At 58.0% G+C, this 18,552-nt stretch carries 17 protein-coding genes and 1 tRNA gene; 10 read left to right on the top strand and 8 right to left on the bottom strand.

Annotated features, from left to right (window positions below; genetic code table 11):
• Window position 1: 1 nt before the first annotated feature.
• Complete coding sequence (locus ACOTTU_RS04265) at window positions 2-1,183, bottom strand: cytochrome P450 (RefSeq protein WP_425656191.1); 1,182 nt, start codon at window positions 1,181-1,183, stop codon at window positions 2-4.
• 59 nt (window positions 1,184-1,242) lie between these two features.
• Here ACOTTU_RS04265 and ACOTTU_RS04270 point away from each other — a divergent pair, with 59 nt between their 5' ends.
• From ACOTTU_RS04270 to ACOTTU_RS04290, 5 genes are all read left to right on the top strand, one after another.
• Window positions 1,243-2,991, top strand: coding sequence for a sensor histidine kinase (locus ACOTTU_RS04270; RefSeq protein WP_425656192.1), 1,749 nt, complete (start codon window positions 1,243-1,245; stop codon window positions 2,989-2,991).
• The gene (locus tag ACOTTU_RS04275; RefSeq protein ID WP_425656193.1) at window positions 2,988-4,220 is read left to right on the top strand and encodes a sigma-54-dependent transcriptional regulator; all 1,233 of its coding nucleotides are present in this window, start codon (window positions 2,988-2,990) and stop codon (window positions 4,218-4,220) included. Before ACOTTU_RS04270 ends, ACOTTU_RS04275 begins: the two co-directional genes overlap by 4 nt.
• Before the next feature lie 249 nt (window positions 4,221-4,469).
• Complete coding sequence (locus ACOTTU_RS04280; RefSeq protein WP_425656194.1) at window positions 4,470-5,471, top strand: DctP family TRAP transporter solute-binding subunit; 1,002 nt, start codon at window positions 4,470-4,472, stop codon at window positions 5,469-5,471.
• A gap of 71 nt (window positions 5,472-5,542) precedes the next feature.
• Entirely contained in the window at window positions 5,543-6,223 is a 681-nt protein-coding gene (locus tag ACOTTU_RS04285) for a TRAP transporter small permease (RefSeq protein ID WP_425656195.1), read from the top strand.
• A 3-nt stretch (window positions 6,224-6,226) separates the two neighbouring features.
• Window positions 6,227-7,606, top strand: coding sequence for a TRAP transporter large permease (locus tag ACOTTU_RS04290; protein ID WP_298911783.1), 1,380 nt, complete (start codon window positions 6,227-6,229; stop codon window positions 7,604-7,606).
• Between the two features lie 41 nt (window positions 7,607-7,647).
• Here the strand turns inward: ACOTTU_RS04290 and tpiA are convergent, their stop codons facing one another.
• From tpiA to ACOTTU_RS04325, 7 genes are all read right to left on the bottom strand, one after another.
• A complete protein-coding gene (gene tpiA, locus ACOTTU_RS04295) occupies window positions 7,648-8,394 on the bottom strand; it encodes a triose-phosphate isomerase (protein ID WP_425656196.1) in 747 nt (248 codons plus the stop codon).
• A gap of 108 nt (window positions 8,395-8,502) precedes the next feature.
• Window positions 8,503-8,847, bottom strand: a complete 345-nt coding sequence (locus tag ACOTTU_RS04300; protein ID WP_298911779.1) for a HesB/IscA family protein — start codon at window positions 8,845-8,847, stop codon at window positions 8,503-8,505.
• Window positions 8,848-8,915: 68 nt separating this feature from the next.
• On the bottom strand, window positions 8,916-9,278 hold the full coding sequence (locus ACOTTU_RS04305) for an SUF system Fe-S cluster assembly protein (protein ID WP_298911773.1): 363 nt from the start codon (window positions 9,276-9,278) through the stop codon (window positions 8,916-8,918).
• Between the two features lie 142 nt (window positions 9,279-9,420).
• Window positions 9,421-10,338 (bottom strand): YeeE/YedE thiosulfate transporter family protein, encoded by a 918-nt coding sequence (locus tag ACOTTU_RS04310; protein WP_425656197.1) that lies wholly within the window; start codon window positions 10,336-10,338, stop codon window positions 9,421-9,423.
• 94 nt (window positions 10,339-10,432) lie between these two features.
• Window positions 10,433-11,812 carry a 30S ribosomal protein S6--L-glutamate ligase gene (gene rimK, locus ACOTTU_RS04315; protein WP_425656198.1) on the bottom strand — a complete coding sequence of 460 codons (1,380 nt, stop codon included), beginning with the start codon at window positions 11,810-11,812 and terminating at the stop codon, window positions 10,433-10,435.
• A gap of 92 nt (window positions 11,813-11,904) precedes the next feature.
• Window positions 11,905-12,180 (bottom strand): NfeD family protein, encoded by a 276-nt coding sequence (locus tag ACOTTU_RS04320; protein WP_425656199.1) that lies wholly within the window; start codon window positions 12,178-12,180, stop codon window positions 11,905-11,907.
• Window positions 12,177-13,073 carry an SPFH domain-containing protein gene (locus ACOTTU_RS04325; RefSeq protein ID WP_298911763.1) on the bottom strand — a complete coding sequence of 299 codons (897 nt, stop codon included), beginning with the start codon at window positions 13,071-13,073 and terminating at the stop codon, window positions 12,177-12,179. The genes ACOTTU_RS04320 and ACOTTU_RS04325 overlap by 4 nt, the downstream gene beginning before the upstream one ends.
• Window positions 13,074-13,185: 112 nt before the next feature.
• Here ACOTTU_RS04325 and tgt point away from each other — a divergent pair, with 112 nt between their 5' ends.
• From tgt to ACOTTU_RS04350, 5 genes are all read left to right on the top strand, one after another.
• Entirely contained in the window at window positions 13,186-14,313 is a 1,128-nt protein-coding gene (gene tgt, locus ACOTTU_RS04330; protein WP_425656200.1) for a tRNA guanosine(34) transglycosylase Tgt, read from the top strand.
• A 101-nt stretch (window positions 14,314-14,414) separates the two neighbouring features.
• The gene (locus tag ACOTTU_RS04335) at window positions 14,415-15,101 is read left to right on the top strand and encodes a methyl-accepting chemotaxis protein (protein ID WP_425656201.1); all 687 of its coding nucleotides are present in this window, start codon (window positions 14,415-14,417) and stop codon (window positions 15,099-15,101) included.
• A gap of 199 nt (window positions 15,102-15,300) precedes the next feature.
• The gene (lon, locus tag ACOTTU_RS04340) at window positions 15,301-17,709 is read left to right on the top strand and encodes an endopeptidase La (RefSeq protein ID WP_298911756.1); all 2,409 of its coding nucleotides are present in this window, start codon (window positions 15,301-15,303) and stop codon (window positions 17,707-17,709) included.
• 263 nt (window positions 17,710-17,972) lie between these two features.
• Window positions 17,973-18,398 carry an HU family DNA-binding protein gene (locus tag ACOTTU_RS04345; protein WP_425656202.1) on the top strand — a complete coding sequence of 142 codons (426 nt, stop codon included), beginning with the start codon at window positions 17,973-17,975 and terminating at the stop codon, window positions 18,396-18,398.
• 53 nt (window positions 18,399-18,451) lie between these two features.
• Window positions 18,452-18,526, top strand: a tRNA-Val gene (locus ACOTTU_RS04350).
• Window positions 18,527-18,552: the final 26 nt, after the last annotated feature.

Raw genomic sequence — 18,552 nt, forward strand, 5'->3', positions numbered from 1 at the left:
CTCAGAGACGCACGAGAAGTTCTGTCAGGCCATGGAAGTGGTAAGTGTTGCCATAGGCAGGCGGGGTGGTCAGCGCCAGTTTGGGCGCGTGGCGAAAGAGTTTTTGCAGCCCGATTTGCAATTCAAGCCGGGCCAAGGGAGCGCCGACGCAGAAATGCAGACCACCACCAAAGGCCACATGGGGCGCGGGCGTGCGGTGCGGATCAAAGACATCCGGCTGGTCGAACCGCGCAGGGTCGCGACCGGCGGACCCCAACATCAAGGCGATCTGCGCGCCGGCTTTGAGAGTATGTTGTCCGATGACGACGTCTTCATAGGCGTAGCGGGTGAACATGTGCAAAGGCGGATCGTAGCGCAGCACTTCCTCTACCGTGGTGGCGATCTGATCATCGCCCAGAAAGTCTGGCGTAAATTCGTTCTGCAGCAGGGCTTTAACCGCATTTCCCATCGTGTGCACAGTCGCCTCGTGTCCGGCGTTCAGCAGCAGGATGCAGGTGCCGATCATTTCGTCGCGGGTCAGTTTTTCGCCATCTTCTTCGGCGGCGATCAGATGGGTGATCAGGTCGTCACGCGGGTCTTGCCGTCGCTTTTCAATGTAGCCCGACAGAAATTCGGCAAATTCACGCGCGGCCTGGTTTGCCGCGTCCTCAGCCGCCCGGTTGCGGCTGGCCTGATACATCGCGACCATGGTATTGGACCATCTGAGCAGCTCGCCTGACATCTCTTCAGGCACGCCCAGAAGCCGCGCGATGATGCGCACGGGCAGGGCGGTGCAATAGGCGGGGATCAGATCAAAGGGCCCGTCCGGAAACGCGTGGAGCAGGTCGTCGCATATGGCATTGATGTCAGGGGTGAGCGCCCTGATCCGTCGCGAGGTGAAGGCACGCAGAACAAGGCCGCGCAACCGCGTATGGGTGGGCGGTTCCATGTCCAGCATTGAATAACGTTCCACCGCATCGAAGGCGCGAAGATGATCCGGAATCGGTTTTTGCTGATCTGCAGGCACGGCGCGCCCCAGCCGGCGGTCGCGCAACAGGGCATGAACCGTCGCGGCATCGAAGGCGGCGACCATATCGTACTCCTGCCAGAATTGCACCGGATCCTCTGCCAGCACCTTGGCGTAAAGGGCATAGGGGTTCTGAACAAAGGCGGGGTCTAGCGGCGACTGGCGGAGCATTTTCATGCAGCCCTTTAACCTTCTGTGCACTGGTCAAGGCAAGGGGTCGTTTGTAGACTTCGGCCATGTCCACATCTGTGATGCAACGCGCAGCGATCATTTTTGTCTTTTTGGGCGCGGTGGCGGCTGCCTCGGCCGGGGTGTGGCGATACGCATATTTGCAGGCCCTTGACCAGTTGGAACGTCAGGGGCGCAGCGATCTGGCTTTGGCCAGTGACAGGCTTGTGGGGCAGCTCAAACGGTTTGGCGAACTGGCGGTTTTTCTGGCCGACCACCCCCTGAGTGCGGAATTGGCGCAAGGAAATGGCGCACAGGCCGCTGAGGCCCTGTTTCTGGATGTTGCGGACAAATCCGATGCACTGGATGTGTTGTTTGTGGACAAAAACGGGCGCGTCGTTGCCGCCGCACGGGGGCCGGCAGGAACTGACCTTAGCCAGACGGATTATGTCAAACGCGCCGGGCAGGGAGCTTTGGGGTGGGGGCATGGGATTGCCAAGCCATTGACGCAACGTGCTTTTTACTACGCAGCACCGTCCTTTGGGGCGGATCGCAAGGTCAATGGGGCCGTTGTGGTCGCTGCGGGTATGGACGGTATTGAGGATGCCTGGCGGGGCGGCTTGCGGACTGTGTTCTTCACCGATGCGCGCGGACAGGTTTTTGTGACCAACCGATCTGAACTGGTGCTATGGCAACGCCCGCCCGAAGGTCCGGGCCTGGTGCCGCCGCAGGGTGCCGCCCCTGCCTTTGACAGCTACGAAACCGGGGGCCATGAAATCTGGCAGTTGGGCTGGGGGCCTTATCTGCCGCAAGATGCGCTGCATCTGGTGCAGGATTTGCCGATCATCGGGTTGACCGGCGAGGTTCTGGTGGACGTGGCTCCGGCACGGCAGCTCGCGCAGCTTCAGGCGACAGTTGTTGCGGCCCTTTGTCTGGCCTTTGGGGCGCTGCTGTTTCTGGCCACCGAAAGGCGTCGCACACTTGCGCGCGCCAATGCGCAGCTTGAAGACCGTGTGGCACGGCGTACGACGGCACTGTCAGAGATCAATGAGGCGTTGCGTCAGGAGGTGACCGACCGGAAAGAGGCCCAGACGGCGTTGGCGCAGGCACAGGCAGAACTGGTCCAGGCCAGTAAATTAAGCGCTCTGGGCAAGATGAGCGCGGGGATCAGCCACGAGCTGAACCAACCTCTGATGGCGATCCGCTCCTTTGCCGAAAATGCGGCACTCTTTCTGGAACGTGGCAAGCCTGATCGCGCAACAGAGAATCTGGGCCGGATCTCGGATATGTCACGCCGTATGGGGCGCATCATCAAGAACCTGCGCGCCTTTTCAACGCAACAATCCGAACCCATATCACGCGTCGATCTGAACGCTGTTCTGGTGAGCGCTGTGGAAATGATTGCGGATCGGGCTGCAAAAATGGGCGCATCAATTGAATTTGACCCTTTGGGCCACCCGGTCTGGGTGCGGGGCGGCGAGGTGCGTCTGGGACAGGTTTTCGTCAATCTCATGACCAATGCGCTGGATGCCATGACCGATGCGCCCACCAGAATTTTGCGCGTGCGGGTTGTCGAAGGGGAGAGCGTCAAGGTCGCGATCGCGGATACCGGCCCGGGCGTGTCTGACCCGGATAAAGTGTTTGACCCGTTCTATTCAACCAAGGAGGTGGGTGCGTCAGAAGGCATGGGGCTTGGCCTGTCGATTTCCTACGGCATCATGCAAAGTTTCGGGGGTGAAATCCGGGTGCGTAACGATCCGACGGGGGCGGTTTTCACAGTTGAAATCCGTCCTTGGGTCGCGCAGGAAGCCGCATGAGCAAAAAGGTTCTTCTGGTTGATGATGACGCTGCGGTGCGTGACGCTTTGGCGCAAACGGTGGAACTGGCGGATCTGGAACCGATCACCGCGAATTCCTTTGTTGCGGCCAAGGACCTGATCACGCCGGAATTTGACGGGGTGATCCTGTCCGATCTTCGCATGCCGGGGCGCGATGGCTTTCATTTGCTCTCCTATGCGCGCGCTCAGGACGCGGATTTGCCGGTCATCCTGTTAACCGGTGAAGGCGATATCCCCGCAGCGATGAAGGCCGTCGGGCAGGGGGCATTTGATTTTCTGGAAAAACCCTGCGCGCCGACGGACCTGCTGGCCGTTCTGGAACGCGCTTTGAAAACCCGCGCGCTGGTGCTGGAAAACCGGCGTCTGAAATCGCTGATTGCCACGGGCGATCCGGCAGCGCGCATGCTTTTTGGTACGTCTCAACTGGCCGACGGGTTGCGTGCAAGGGTCCGGCGCGTGGCTTTGGCTGATACCGAAGTTCTGGTGACCGGCGCGCCCGGAACGGGTATTTCCAAGGTGGCAGAGGTGATCCATCTGTGCTCGCCACGCTCCAAAGCGCCTTTTGTCAAACGTGCGGCCGCCGGGCTGGAGGTGGGGACGTTAAATGAGGCGCTGGACACCGCACGTACAGGCAGTCTCTTTCTCGACGAAATCACCCAGATGCCGGCGCAGGCTCAACTTGTTTTGATGGAAGCGCTGGAGACCGGAACGCAAACGCGCATCATCGCAGGGTCAAACCGCGATCTGGCCGCCTGTGTTGCGGCCGGGCATTTGAATTCCGAACTTTATTACCGGTTGGAAGTGTCGCCGGTACGCATTCCGTCGTTGTCAGAAAGGCCCGAAGATATTCCCACGCTTTTCCAACATTACGTCGCTCAGGCGAGCGAGCAGGCGGGCCTGAGCGCGCCGGAGATTACACCTCAGGTGGTGGCCGGGCTTATGGCCCGTGACTGGCCGGGCAATGCACGTGCCCTGATGTCCGAAGCCATGCGGTTTGCGCTGGGACTGGCCGAAGACACGCCGGAGGATGGCGCTTTGGGTCTGGCCGAACAGATGGCGCAGGTGGAAAAGAGTTTGCTGGAGCAGGCATTGACGCGCGCGGAAGGTCGGGCGGTTGTTGCCGCCGAAGCGCTGAAACTGCCGCGAAAGACCTTTTACGACAAGCTGAGCCGATACGGGATTCGGGCGGAAAAATACCGCACGGAGTAATGTGCGGATTTTCGCACAACCTGGCGCGACAAAGTGTGGGTTTTCGCACACCCGCGTGAGACGGTCCCGTGTGCATGCCGCTTGTAAGCCTTCATAACAGACTGATTCTAAATAACTATACGAGCAAAGCAGTACGGTAATTAATAGCTCTTGCCCTGCGATCAGACAGGCTATTTGATATGGTACAGCGCATCGCTTTGCGGTGCCCGATGTGTAAACCGAAAATAAAAATCTCTGGGAGGAAACCATATGAGAATTTTCACAGCTGCTTTGACAGCTTTGACCCTGTCTGTCAGCGCGTCCGCCGTCGCAGCGGCCTGCGATGATGGCGAAGTTGTCATCAAGTTCAGCCACGTCACAAATACCGACCGTCACCCCAAGGGCATTGCCGCATCCTTGCTGCAAACCCGCGTGAATGAGGAAATGAATGGCAAAGCCTGTATGGAGGTTTTCCCAAATTCCACGCTCTACAACGATGACCAGGTGCTGGAAGCGCTGTTGCAGGGCGATGTTCAACTGGCAGCACCATCACTGTCCAAATTCGAACAGTTCACCAAGGTCTTCCGCATTTTTGACCTGCCGTTCATGTTCAAGAACATCGATGCGGTTGATGCCTTCCAGAACTCCGAAACCGGTCAGGCGATGAAGGAATCGATGACGCGGCGTGGTCTGATTGGACTGGCTTTCTGGCACAATGGCATGAAGCAGATGTCCGCCAACAAGGCGCTCAACAGCCCGTCTGATGCCAGTGGTCTGAAATTCCGGGTGCAGAACTCTGACGTACTCAAGGCGCAGATGGCGGCACTTGGTGGCTCGCCCCAGCCGATGGCGTTTTCCGAAGTTTACGGTGCGCTTCAAACCGGCGTTGTGGACGGACAGGAAAATACCTGGTCCAATATCTACGGCCAGAAGTTCTTTGAAGTGCAGGACGGCATTACTGAGACCAACCACGGCATCATCGACTATATGGTTGTGGCCTCCACCGACTGGTGGGATGCGCTGGACGCGGATGTGCGCGATCAACTGGCAACGATCATCGCTGAGGTGACTGAGACCCGGAACGCCGAATCGACTGCGGTGAACGAGCAGGCCAAGGCCGCGATCATCGAAGCGGGCGGCGTTGTGCGCCAGCTTGACGATGCCACACGCGCCGAATGGGTTGCCACCATGAAGCCCGTTTGGGAGCAGTTCAAAGATGACGTCGGTCAGGACAACATCGACGCGGCACAAGCCATTAACGCAGGCTTCTAAAACCAACACAATCGGACCGTCCGGCCCCGGTTTTGCGGGCCGGACGGAACATTTAGGGGGAGGGGGCGCAGATGTCGCATTCCTACGAGGCCGAAACGATTCTGGGCCGGATCGTCAATGAAATCGAGGAAACGGCCATTGCCCTGATCCTCGGGTTGATGACCATCCTGACCTTCATCAACGTGGTTTTGCGCTACGGGTTCAACACCGGCATCATCTGGGGGCTTGAAGCGGTGACGTTTCTTTTTGCCTGGCTGGTGCTCTTTGGCGTGAGTTACTGCGTTAAGGTCACGGCCCATCTTGGTGTGGACGCGGTGATCAATCTCTTTTCTCCCCCGGTGCGACGCGCTTTGGCACTGGTGGCCGCCGCTGTGTGTCTGATCTATGCAGCACTTGTGTTCAAAGGCGCGTGGGATTACTGGGCACCCTTTGCCGGATTTGATGCCACCAGCGGGCGCTGGTTCCCGACCGGGTTTGAGAACAGTCGCGATCAGGCCTGGTACGAGGTTGTGGACATGCCGATGCCCGAGTGGCTGCGCTGGATAGAACCGATCTTCAACGAAAATGAAGCCTATGAGAAAATCCCGCGGTTCATTCCCTATGCGATGCTGCCCTTTGGCATGGCGCTGCTGCTCTTTCGCTTCATCCAGGCGACGCTTCGGTTGCTGAATGGACAAGCGACCAGCCTCATTGTCAGCCACGAGGCCGAAGACGAGGTTGAAGCCGTCAAACACATGAACGCGGGGGACTAACCCATGGAAGTCGCTATCCTTTTTGCCATGGTCGTTGGCCTGATGCTGATCGGCGTGCCGATCGCGATCAGCCTGGGCATGTCCTCTATCGTGTTTCTGCTGGTGCTGTCGGACACCTCACTTGCCTCCATCGCGCAGACGCTGTTCCAGGCGATGGCGGGCCATTATACCCTGCTGGCCATTCCCTTCTTCATTCTGGCCTCAAGTTTCATGTCGACGGGCGGTGTGGCCAAGCGGATCATCCGCTTTTCCATCGCGCTTGTGGGGCATTTACCGGGCGGTCTGGCGATCGCCGGCGTCTTTGCCTGTATGCTTTTTGCGGCCCTTTCGGGCTCCTCTCCCGCAACCGTTGTGGCCATCGGCTCCATTGTCATCGCGGGCATGCGGCAGGTGGGCTACACCAAGGATTTCGCCGCTGGTGTCATCGCCAATGCGGGCACGCTGGGCATCCTGATCCCGCCGTCCATCGTGATGGTCGTCTATGCCTCGGCCACCGATGTTTCCGTCGGGCGCATGTTTCTGGCGGGGGTCATTCCGGGCCTGATGGCGGGCACCATGTTGATGGTGACGATCTACATCATCGCCAAGATGCGCGACCTGCCCAAGGGCGAGTGGCGTGGCTGGGGAGAGGTCTTTGCCTCCGGTCGAGAAGCCGGATGGGGTCTGTTCCTGATCGTGATCATTCTGGGCGGCATCTACGGGGGCATCTTCACACCGACGGAGGCGGCTGCTGTGGCGGCGGTCTACGCCTTTTTCATTGCCAGTTTTGTCTACCGGGACATGGGGCCGTTGCACGTCAAGGGCGATGATGCCCGCAACCTGAGCCTGATCCAGAAACCGCTCGCTCTGGTGACCGCGTTTTTCCATCGCGACACCAAGAACACACTCTTTGAGGCTGGCAAACTGACCGTCACCCTGATGTTCATCATCGCCAACGCGCTGATCCTGAAACATGTTCTGACGGACGAACAGATCCCGCAGCAGATTGCGGCGGCCATGCTGGACGCAGGTTTTGGCCCCATCGTCTTCTTGGTGATCGTGAACGTGATCCTGCTGATCGGCGGGCAATTCATGGAACCTTCCGGGCTCCTGGTGATCGTGGCGCCGCTTGTGTTTCCGATTGCCATCGAACTTGGCATCGACCCCATTCACCTCGGCATCATCATGGTGGTGAATATGGAGATCGGGATGATCACGCCGCCGGTGGGTCTCAACCTCTTCGTGACCTCGGGCGTGGCCAACATGCCGATGTGGGCTGTGGTCAAGGCGGCACTGCCCTTCACGGCTGTGCTCTTTGTCTTTCTGATCATGGTGACCTACATCCCGATCATCAGCACATGGCTACCAACCCTCGTGATGGGGCCTGAAATCATCGTGAAATAGGTAAGATGGCCGGGGTCTCCTCCGGCCATTTTTCAGTCTGGTCAGCTTGCCGCGAGTGCCGAGATGATGGGAGAGAAATCTTCTACCTTGAGGCTCGCCCCGCCGACCAGCGCACCATCCACATCCGCGGTGGCAAAGATTTCGGCGGCATTGCCCGGTTTGACCGATCCGCCATAGAGCAGGCGAATGGCGTTCCCATCATCGCCAAAGCGTGCAACCAGATCGGCGCGCAGGGCGGCATGCACTTCTGCGATCTCGTCTAATGTGGGGATTTTGCCGGTACCAATGGCCCAGATCGGTTCATAGGCCACAACAAGGTTTGCACCAGTGCTGCCATCGGGAACCGAGTTTTCAAGCTGTGCGCGGATAACCGGCAGGGCGTTACCACTTTCGCGTTGTTGCAGGCTTTCCCCAATGCAGACGATGGCGATCAACCCCTCGGCCTGAGCCGCGGCGGCCTTGTCGCAGACCTGTGCATCCGTCTCGTTGTAGGTTTCGCGCCGTTCCGAGTGGCCGACAATCACGCAGGACGCACCGGCATCCACGATCATATTGGCGGCGATATCGCCGGTGTGGGCACCTTTCGGTTCGGCATGGCAGTCCTGTGCGCCGACGCCGACCGGTCCACCGGCGGCGCGCGTCGCTGCGGGGATCAACAGGGGCGCAGGGACGCAGATGGCAATGTCGCAGGGGCTCTGCGCATGCTCAGTGCCGAGCGCGTCCAGCATTGCAAGGCTCTCCTGTGAGCCGTTCATTTTCCAGTTACCTGCCGCCAGTTTGCGCCGCATGATTGCCTCCCTCATTCGCTTTGGCATGTTGGTAACAGCCCCTGACTGCGGCGGCAATCGCCGAGGGCGGACCGGGTTCAGAATGCAGCAATCAGAGAAACGCCGGGGTCAGCCGAATTTGATGGATTCGCCACAACCACAGGCTTCGGTCACATTGGGATTGCGGAACTTGAACCCGCTCTCCAGCAGAGAGGTTTCATAGTCGATCTCGGTGCCAAAGAGGAACATCTGCGCCATCGGAGCGATCATTACACGGGCCCCATCCTGTTCGACAACCTCGTCGTTGGGATTGGTTTCGGTGACATATTCCATGGTGTATTCCATGCCCGCACAGCCGCCTTTCTTGACGCCGATGCGCAGGCCTGCGTGTCCTGCGCTTTGCATCAACTTGGATACTTGTGCCGCCGCTTTCGGCGTCAATGTGACAGCTTGCTTGCCCGGAATGCCAAACATGAAACCTCTCTTTCGGAGCTAACTTAGGCAGTCCGAGCCTGCCAGACAACTGCTGGCAAATTGTTGGTTTACATAAAGCCTAATTCGAGGCGCGCCTCATCAGACATCATATCCATACCCCAGGGCGGCTCCCAGACCAATTCAACGCTGACTTGTTTGACACCGGCCAGAGGTTCGACTGCATCCGCCACCCATCCGGGCATTTCCCCGGCCACAGGGCAGCCTGGGGCGGTCAGCGACATTTTAATGTCTACTTCGTTTTCCGCATTTATATCAACGGTATAGATGAGGCCAAGCTCGTATATATTGACCGGAATTTCCGGGTCATAAACCGTCCGGCAAGCCTCGACAACCTGCTCATAGAGCGGGTGGTCGGTGGACGAAGGGGCAATAAGCGGCGCCCCCTCAAGCGGTTCTGGTGCGTTGGTCATACGGGCCTCGGGGTTAATCCTGAGTGTTTTATATAGGGATTGTCCGGCGGGGCGTAAAGAGTGTGACGCGCAATCAAAAACAGTGGGACGCGCACAACAGCGGTCGAGGCGGGCCCACAGAATAGGGCCACATGGAAGGCGTTCAGCGGTTCTTGCGATGAAAAAGCAGGATCATCATGGCGACGACGGCAACCATGGTCAGATAGGCGGCAAATCCGTGAAACGCCAGACCGGGCATGACCCACAACAACTGCGTATCATTGCCGCCCGGAACATAAAGCGCACCCAATCCCATCAAGGTGCCGCCTAGAAAACACCATATCGTGGTTCGCAATCCGGCGTGCGACAGGCGAAACCGGCTGTTGAGTGCTGAAGACAGGATGGCCCCGGCAAAAAGTGCCGCAACCGCCAATTCTATCGTCAAGTCCTGTGACACCGGTTGCCCTTGTACGAAGCGACCAATCAAAGCTTCGTAGCTCCAGTCGGGACGGTGGGCAAAAAGCAGCGCTGCGGCGACACCCATGACGCCGAGGGCGATGACGGCCTGTTGCCGACGGCGGTAGATGCGCCAGATGCTCCAAATCACCAAGGCGGTAAAGCTACCAACGATGATCCAGTAAAGCAGCCCTGTATCCGGGGACATGCGCGGCACGGGACGCAGATCCAGCGCCTGGGTCACCGGCGGCCATTGCCCGATCAGCCGCGACAGGGCGAGGCCCAGAAAGGTCGCGATATAGGACAGGTTGCCGCTGCTGATATGGCCAATGGTGCCAATGAAACATCCGCCGTTCATCCAGGCACCGAGCCCCATGACGGCCGAGGCAGCGAACAAGGTGGCGTTCATGGCGTAGCTGTCGGGCCGTGCGGCACTGCCGGGCAGCAGGCTATGCAGAACAAACAGCGTCAGTGCGGACCAGCTGACGGCCACCATGATCCCTAAAAACCAATCGATCCTGCGCTGAAGCACCAGCCGTTTTGTCGCCGCCACGGTGCAGGTGCTGGCGCGAGAAAGTGCAAAGCCCAGAATGAAGGCAAAAAGGATGATGGCACTGCTGAACATGAACACTCCGCGACGTCCTGGCCTCTCATTAGGGGCAAAACATGCAGCCGAACAATGGCCTGCGCGATTTTGTGATGTTCCGGGACCGGACCGGTCAACCTTTGCGTTTGCGCGCGGGTTGCGGTTTCACACGGGCTTCGATCTCGTCGTAGAGCTTGCCGACGATGTCCTTGCCGGTTGCCTTTTCGATGCCCTCAAAACCGGGAGAGGAATTGACTTCAAGGACCTTGGGGCCGGATTCCGACCGCAAAAGATCGACACCCGCCTTGCCCAGCCCAAAGGCGCGCGCCGCGCGTACGGCTGTGTCGCGTTCCTCCCTGGTGATGCGAACAACCTTGGCCGACCCCCCTCGGTGCAGGTTGGATCGAAAATCCCCTTCGGCACCCGTGCGTTTCATTGACGCGACCACCTTGCCCGCAATGACAAGGCATCTGATGTCTTCCCCTGCCGCCTCTTTGACGAAATCCTGAACCAGGAAATTCGCTTTGAGGCCGCGGAAGGCATCAATGACGGATTCGGCCGCCTTTTTCGTTTCCGCAAGCACGACGCCTTTGCCTTGTGTGGATTCCAGCAGCTTCACGATCAGCGGGGCGGTTCCGACAAGCCCCATCAGGTTCGAGGTATCTTTTGGGGAGGCGGCAAAGGCGGTAACGGGCATGCCGATTTTCTTCGACGCCAGAACCTGATGCGCGTGCAGTTTGTCGCGCGACGCCGTGATCCCGGCAGAGCCGTTGACGCAATAGGTGCCGATGGTCTCGAACTGTCTGATCACGGCCGTGCCGTAGGGGGTGATCGAGGCCCCAATACGGGGGATAACCGCATCATATCTGGGCAGGCGTTTGCCGTCATAGTGCACTTCGGGCGCCATGGTATTGATCGCCATGTAACACCGGGTGGTATTGATGACCTCGACGGTGTGCCCCTTGGCTTCACCCAGCTCCACAAGGCGGCGCGTGGAATAATTGTCTTCACGGCTGAGCACGGCAATGCGCAGCGCGCGTTTGGGGGCGCGGCGTTTGAGGGCTGCGGTGTGGTAGACGTCGTAGCTCAGATCGGGTTGCAGGCGCTTCTCGGTTGGCGAGATCGAGATGTGATCGCTAAGGGCCTGCCGCCCCAGCAGCATGCGCGACGACATGGCACCGCGATTGGTCAGGGTGATCTCGATTGGCCAATGCTGATCGCCGACGCTGAGCGTGGAGGAAATCACAAACCGCTGTTCGGTCTCGCCGTTCGATGAGGTGACTTCACGTCGGTCCACAAGTGGCGCAGAACAGGTGATCGCAACATCCTGACGCCCGGCAATCGGGTGGACGTTGAAGCGCACCTTGGGCTTTGCAGCGGGGCCAAACACCTCAATGTCATGGGCGTGCAATGCGGAGGTGCGCGCGCCCGTATCTACCTTGGCTTTGAGCGCGGGCAACCCGAGGTCGGGCAGAGAGACCCATTCTTCCCACCCAAAAGTCAGTTTTTCCATGTCATCCCCCGATTATGCGTTCCAACCGGGGTAACAGGTGCATCCTGTGATCTCAACCATGGCAAAAGACTGGCGCCTGGCGAAGGCCGCGTTCAGTTGTCGTTGATATCGTCGCGCACGATCCGTGCCGCCGTGGATTGCTTCTTGAAGGCCATCCGCAGGCCGATCCAGGCCAGCAGGGAGAGGCCTGCAAAAATAGCCAGCAACGCTGGCGCGCTGAAACCCGGAGAGGCAAGCACAACAGCCACCATGATCAATGCGCCAATCGCGAAACCAAGGAAAATGAACCCCGGGACCAGAACTTCGATCACTGCCAGCGCAAGCGCCGCAGCCATCCACACCCACCACAATTCGAGCAGTCCGGTCATGCACCACGCCCTTTGAGCAGCTTGAATGCGTCGCCGAAGGCTTCAATCGCCTGAGCGGGTACAACGATGGTCTGTTTGCCGTCACCCGCACCAAGCGCGTTGAGCGCATCAACCTGTTTGAGGGCGATCTGATATTGCGCGGCTTCCAGACCATTTTCGTTGATCGCTTTCGCGACAACCTGAGTTGCGTAGGCTTCCGCATCGGCCAGGATGCGGCGGGCCTTTGCCGTTTGCTCAGAGGCGTAGAGTTCGGCGTCCGCCGCCAGTTCAACCGCGCGTTTCGACCCTTCGGCCTCTGTGACCTGGGCGCGGCGGGCGCGTTCTGCGTTGAGCTGCTGCAACATGGCATCCCGCGTGGCCTGATCGAGATTGACGTCGAGGATTTCGGCGCGGGTCACCTCGATGCCCCAATCGTCCACCTGATCCTCGACCAGTGACTTGATGGTTGTAATCAGCTGCGAGCGGTTGGACTGCACTTCATCCAGATCCATCTTGCCGATCTCCGCCCGGACGATGCCCGCGACGGTGGTTGCAATGGCTGCATCGACATCACGAATTCTGTAGACAGTCTTTTCCGGTTCGGTGATGCGATAGAAAACAGATGTTTCAACCTGAACCAGCACGTTGTCCTTGGTGATCGCGTCCTGGCTGGCGTTGGGCAATTGTCGTTCCAAAATGGATATTTCATGTGCCACACGGTCAATGAAAGGCACGATCAGGTTGATGCCCGGCCCCAGTACCGCGCGTAGACGGCCAAAGCGTTCGATCACGTATTTCTCTGACTGCGGAACGATCTTGACGGCCTTGATGACCAATACGATGAACAACGCCGCCAGAAGCAGAAAAACCAGGCTGCTTTCGATCAGCGACACGACTAACTCTTCAATGTTCAAATCACGCGTCCTTATGAGTGTTCCGCAGGATTAAAGTGGCGCTTTGCACCCAATATTGCAAGTTGGCTGCATTCCGTTTATCGCGCGAAAGGTTAGCAAAAAGGAAATATCGATGCAGCGGTTCAGCTTTGCCAGGACAGCCACGGATGGCAAGGCGCGCGCGGGCCTCATCAGCACGCCGCGAGGGGACATTCGTACCCCGGCGTTCATGCCTGTTGGTACCGCCGCCACCGTCAAGGCCATGATGCCCGGTTCGGTGCGAGAAACCGGTGCAGATATCTTGCTGGGAAACACCTATCACCTGATGCTGCGGCCAACGGCGGAACGCATCGACCGGCTGGGAGGGCTGCACAAGTTCATGAATTGGGAGCGGCCGATCCTGACCGATTCAGGTGGTTTTCAGGTCATGAGCCTCGCGGCTTTGCGCAAACTGACCGAAAATGGGGTCACCTTTAAGAGCCATATTGACGGCTCCAAACACGAAATCACGCCCGAGCGGTCCATGGAAATACAGAGGCTTCTGGGGTCTGACATCGTAATGTGTTTCGACGAATGCCCGGCCTTGCCTGCGGAGAAGGCAACGATCGCTCAGAGCATGCAGTTGTCGATGCGGTGGGCGGCCCGGTCGCGCGATGCCTTTGGGGACCGACCGGGGCATGCGCTTTTCGGCATTCAGCAGGGGGGGCTGGAGCCTGATTTGCGGGCGGAGAGTGCAGCGGCGCTGACTGACATCGGCTTTGACGGCTATGCCGTCGGAGGTCTGGCGGTGGGCGAAGGTCAGGAGGCGATGTTTGGCTGTCTTGATTTCGCGCCCGACCAGCTACCTCAGGACAAACCTCGGTATCTTATGGGGGTCGGCAAACCGGATGACATCGTAGGGGCGGTCGCGCGTGGGATCGACATGATGGACTGTGTGCTGCCAAGCCGCTCGGGGCGCACGGGGCAGGTGTTCACCCGTCGCGGGGTCGTCAACATCAAGAACGCACGGCACGCAGATGACCCGCGTCCGTTGGATGAAGCCTGTCGATGTCCGGCCTGCCGGAACTACAGCAGAGCCTATCTGCACCATGTCTTCCGCAGTCAGGAGATTATCTCCTCCATGCTGCTGACCTGGCACAATCTGACCTATTATCAGGACTTGATGGAGGAGATGCGCACCGCCATCGCAGAAGGTGTCTTTGGTGCCTGGCAAGATAATTTTCACAGCGCGCGCGCGGATGGCGACATCGCGCCGATCTGACACGCCCAAGAGGCCAGTTTCATCCGTTTCTAGGGACGGCTTAACGCAAGCTTAACCCGCCGCCGCATAAGTTTGATCCACGTAATTGTGGAGGTGCCGAGATGAGCAGTAAACGCAGACATGCAAGGGATAAGGAAGAACGTTCGCTGGACCGGACGTTGCATGATGTCCTCAGCAAGATCGCTCCAACGCGTGTCGCGGCGCTGCAAGTGCTCATCCATCACATGGAAGCCGATAACGAGGGTGCTCAGAACGTCTCCCCGGCGGAATTCGCCGAGGCCGCATCACGCCTGCGCGACGGATTCGTGGCTGCGCGGGATCTTGAAGGAACATATCTTGCGCCGCATGAGGTTGTGCTGCCGGAAGGTTTGTCCAAATCTCTGGTCGAAATTACGTCAGCTCTGGCCGATTTGGTTGGCATCACAGATCGGTGCTCCGTCAGCGAGGATGCCGTTAAAGGCTTCAGACCATCAGGAAACATGTATGATCTTTGTTGCACGCGCGTTGCCAAAGGTGTCAGCGCCTTCAGCGCGGAACTGGGCGCCTTCTTCCTCGAACTGACGGACAAGGGCAAGGCGGATGAAATGGATCACACCAGTTCCATCGCGATGGAGATCGGTAAAATCGGCCGCGTGATCAATATGGTTGCCACAAATGCATCAATCGAGGCAGCGAGAGCAGGGGATGCCGGCAAGGGGTTTACCGTCATTGCGGATGAGGTGAAGGTTCTGTCTTCGCGTGTCTCGTCTTTATCAGTGTCGCTGACGGACCGGTCAAATGTGAATTAGGTGCATCTTTGTTGGGGATAGATGCGATTTGACGGCTTGTGATTTCCGTGGTCAGTGGTCATTCTGACCGGAGCAAAAAAGAGCGGTAAGGTTGATTTTGGTTGGGGTGCGCCCCACCTTTAGCTTCCAAGCCTGGAGATGGCCAAGCGTTGCTGCATATGCGGGACCAGTGCCGTCTTGCCAAAAACAAGGAAAGAGCATGCAAGAGCCTCTGAACGCCTCATACCCTGTATTGCCGTTGCGCGATATTGTGGTGTTTCCCCATATGATCGTGCCGCTGTTTGTCGGTCGGGACAAATCGGTCCGTGCCCTGGAAGAGGTCATGGCCGATGACAAGCAAATTCTGCTGTCCAGTCAGATCGACCCCGGCGTTGACGATCCCGATAGTGATGGAATTTACAAGGCCGGTGTTCTTGCCAATGTCCTGCAGTTGCTGAAATTGCCCGATGGCACGGTCAAAGTGCTGGTCGAAGGTCAGGCACGTGTGCGCATCACCGAGTATCTTGACAACGACAGTTTCTTTGAGGCCCGCGCCGAATACCTGACCGAGATGCCCGGCGACCTTGCAACAACCGAAGCATTGTTGCGCACGGTGTCGGATGAATTCGAGCGCTACGCAAAGGTCAAGAAAAATGTTCCGGAGGAGGCGCTGGCAGCGGTTGGCGAGTCCACGGAACCAGCCAAGCTGGCCGATCTCGTTGCCGGGCATCTGGGCATCGAAGTGCATCAGAAACAGGATCTTTTGGAAACACTCAGCGTTTCTGAACGTCTGGAAAAAGTATACGGCCTGATGCAGGGCGAAATGTCCGTGCTGCAGGTGGAGAAAAAGATCAAGACACGCGTGAAATCGCAGATGGAGCGGACGCAGCGCGAGTACTACCTGAACGAACAGATGAAGGCGATCCAGCAGGAGCTGGGAGACGGCGAGGACGGCAAGAACGAGGTGGCCGAGCTTGAGGCCAAGATTGCCGACACCAAGCTCAGCAAGGAAGCACGCGAAAAAGCCGATGCGGAGATCAAGAAGCTCAAGAACATGAGCCCGATGTCTGCCGAGGCGACTGTTGTACGCAACTATCTCGACTGGATGCTGTCGATCCCGTGGGGCGTGAAATCCCGCGTCAAAAAGGATCTTGGCCGGGCGCAGAAGGTGCTGGACGACGACCATTACGGTCTCGACAAGGTCAAGGAACGGATCGTCGAGTATCTGGCGGTGCAACAACGCTCAAGCAAACTGAAAGGCCCGATCATGTGCCTCGTCGGTCCTCCGGGCGTGGGCAAAACCAGTCTTGGCAAGTCCGTTGCGCGGGCAACCGGGCGGGAATTCATTCGGATCAGTCTTGGCGGTGTGCGTGACGAGAGCGAAATCCGGGGCCATCGTCGTACCTACATCGGCTCGATGCCGGGCAAGATCATTCAGGCGCTGAAGAAAGCGAAAACCACGAACCCACTGATCTTATTGGATGAAATCGATAAGATGGGGCAAGATTTCCGTGGTGATCCTGCGTCGGCGATGCTTGAGGTGCTTGATCCAGAACAAAACTCGACGTTTGTAGACCACTATCTGGAGGTCGAATACGACCTGTCCAATGTGATGTTCCTGACCACATCGAATAGCTACAATATGCCGGGCCCGTTGCTGGACCGGATGGAGATTATTCCGCTGGCTGGCTACACCGAGGACGAGAAACGCGAGATCGCGAAACAGCATCTGGTGCCTAAGCAAATCAAGAACCATGGTTTGAAATCCAAGGAATTCAGCCTAGAGGATTCCGCGCTGACCGAGATGATCCGGACCTACACGCGCGAAGCGGGTGTGCGGAATCTGGAACGCGAAATCGCAAAGGTTGCTCGGAAATCGCTCACTAAAATCATCAAGAAAGAGGCCGATGCGGTGACCGTCACCGACGAAAACCTGGATGATTTCCTCGGCGTGAAAAAGTTCCGGTACGGTCTGGCTGAGAAAGAGGACCAGATCGGCGTGGTTACAGGGCTGGCATATACATCAGTCGGAGGTGAACTGCTGAGCATCGAAGCGCTGCGTCTGCCGGGCAAAGGTCGGATGAAGACCACGGGCAAGTTGGGCGATGTGATGAAAGAATCGATTGACGCGGCCTCCAGCTATGTGCGGTCAATCAGCCCGAAAATCGGTGTCAAACCCCCGCAATTCGACAAAATCGACATCCACGTGCACGTGCCCGATGGCGCCACGCCTAAAGATGGCCCCAGCGCGGGTCTGGCCATGGTGACTTCGATTGTGTCGGTTCTGACGCAGATTCCGGTTCGCAAGGATATCGCGATGACCGGCGAGGTGTCTTTGCGCGGGAATGCCATGCCCATCGGTGGCCTGAAGGAAAAACTTCTCGCGGCGCTGCGCGGTGGCATCACCAAGGTTCTGATCCCGGAGGAGAACGCCAAGGATTTGCCGGAAATTCCGGACAATGTGAAAGATGGATTGGAGATCATTCCGGTCAGCCACGTATCGGAAGTCCTGAAACACGCACTCGCACACGCGCCAGAAGCGATTGAATGGGATCAGGAGGCAGAGGAGGCCGCGGCTGCCGCGATTTCCTCCAAATCAGATAATTCGGATGCTGCCACGGCGCATTGATCGCAAAATCGAAAGTAGAATGGAAAAGCAGCTCGTAAGGGCTGCTTTTTTCTTGAGCAGACGCGAAGCCGAAAGAGGGCGATAAAATAGATGTCAGTGGCAGGGTGTCCGCTGTGCCTTGGCTCGGTGGCACAGCGCAGCCTTAACAAGCTTACCGGTTTTGGATCGAATGTGTGGATTTTATTCGCCGATATCCTTAGGCTTTGGTCAATAACGCTTTCACGTGACTGATCTCGATAAACCAAAGCGGCCAGAGGGGCATTATGAGCACAGCAAAAGACACGAGCCGTAAAGGTGCACCGCGCGCAAAAGCCCGATCGGGCAAAGCGGCGCCGAAGCCTAAATCGACGACCAAAACACTCAAAGCGCCCGCGACCGACAACATCTCGAAAGTAGCATTGGGAACCGGGAATGCTAACGAGCAGTCCACAACACTGCGCAAGAAAGAACTGATAGAGAGTGTCGTTGCGCGTACGGGGCTCAAAAAGAGAGACGCCAAACCGGTTGTTGAGGCGATGTTGGCTGAATTGGGTGAAAGCCTTGCGGCGGGCCGGTCTTTGAATTTGCCACCCCTCGGTCGGGTGCGCATCAACAGGGAAAAAACGCTTGCCAATGGGCGGGTCATGATCGTCAAGGTGCGCCAGACAAACCCACCGCTAAAGGCAAAGACACCGGCGGATGAGGTGTGAAGCACTTGATTTGCTCTTGTAGCGGCCGATGCATTTGGATAACCGAGTATCGCGGGTGATTAGCTCAGTGGTAGAGCGCTTCGTTCACATCGAAGATGTCAGGAGTTCAAATCTCTTATCACCCACCATTTTTGACTGCGTGAACTAACTCCCC

Source organism: Roseobacter sp. EG26 (assembly GCF_049830555.1).
Lineage (GTDB): Bacteria > Pseudomonadota > Alphaproteobacteria > Rhodobacterales > Rhodobacteraceae > Roseobacter.